The 872-nt window shown below is 74.9% G+C and carries 1 protein-coding gene and 1 pseudogene; both read left to right on the top strand.

The window, feature by feature from the left end:
• The coding region (locus MXAZACID_RS10325) for a triphosphoribosyl-dephospho-CoA synthase (RefSeq protein ID WP_008494270.1) at window positions 1-402 on the top strand (402 nt) is incomplete at its 5' end.
• Window positions 399-872: pseudogene (locus MXAZACID_RS19330) on the top strand (ACP S-malonyltransferase); the annotation flags it as partial. The gene MXAZACID_RS10325 and the pseudogene MXAZACID_RS19330, both read left to right, overlap by 4 nt.

Below are 872 nucleotides of genomic sequence, written 5' to 3'. Positions count from 1 at the left end.
GGGCCGGTGCCTTTGTTCAGCCATGGCAGCCAGGCGCTGCGCCGCTACGGCGCCGGCGGCGCCCGGGCGGAGGCGATGGCCGGGTTTCCCTCGGTCTATGAGATCGCCCTGCCGGCCCTGCGCAGCGCCGCCAGCGCCCAGGAGGGTGCGGTGCAGGCCTGCTTCGCCCTCATCGCGCAGGTGAGCGACACCAATCTGCTGCATCGCGGCGGGGCGGACGGGGCCCGCTTCGCCGCCGCCCAGGCCGCGGACTTCCTGGCCACAGGCGGCGTCCATGCCCCTGGCTGGCAGGCTCGCGCCGCCAGCGTGCATGACGCCTTCGTCGCCCGGCATCTCAGCCCCGGCGGCTGCGCCGATCTGCTGGCGATGGCGCTGTTCATCGACGCGCTCGCCCGGCCATGACCCCGCCCGCCTTTCTCTGCGCCGGCCAGGGCGGCCAGCACCCCGCCATGTTCGGCCCGCTGGCGCAGGCACCCGAGGCTGAACCCGTGTTCGCCGCCGCCGCCAGCCTGCTGGGCGAAGACCCGCGCAGCCTGGTGGCGCGGCCCGGGGCGGATCTGTTCTCCGGCCGCGTTGCGCAAATCCTCTGCTGCACCCAGGCCCTCGCCGGCTGGGCCGCGCTCGCCCCGGCGCGCGGCTTACTGGCGGGCTACAGCATCGGCGAGCTGGCCGCCTGGGGCTGCGCCGGGATATTCGATGCCCCAACCACGCTGCGCCTGGCCGCGACGCGCGCCGAACTGATGCGGGACGCCGCCCCGCCCGGCCATGGGCTGGCGGCGATCCTCGGGCTGGACCGGACGCTACTGGACCCGCTGCTGACAGCCCACGGCGCCGTCATCGCCATCGTTAACGCGGCAGATCATGTCGTCGTC

Origin of the sequence: Acidocella sp. MX-AZ02 (assembly GCF_000306035.1) — a bacterium.
In the GTDB taxonomy this organism is placed as follows: Bacteria; Pseudomonadota; Alphaproteobacteria; order Acetobacterales; family Acetobacteraceae; genus Acidocella; species Acidocella facilis.
This window is presented reverse-complemented; position numbering and strand designations above follow the sequence as displayed.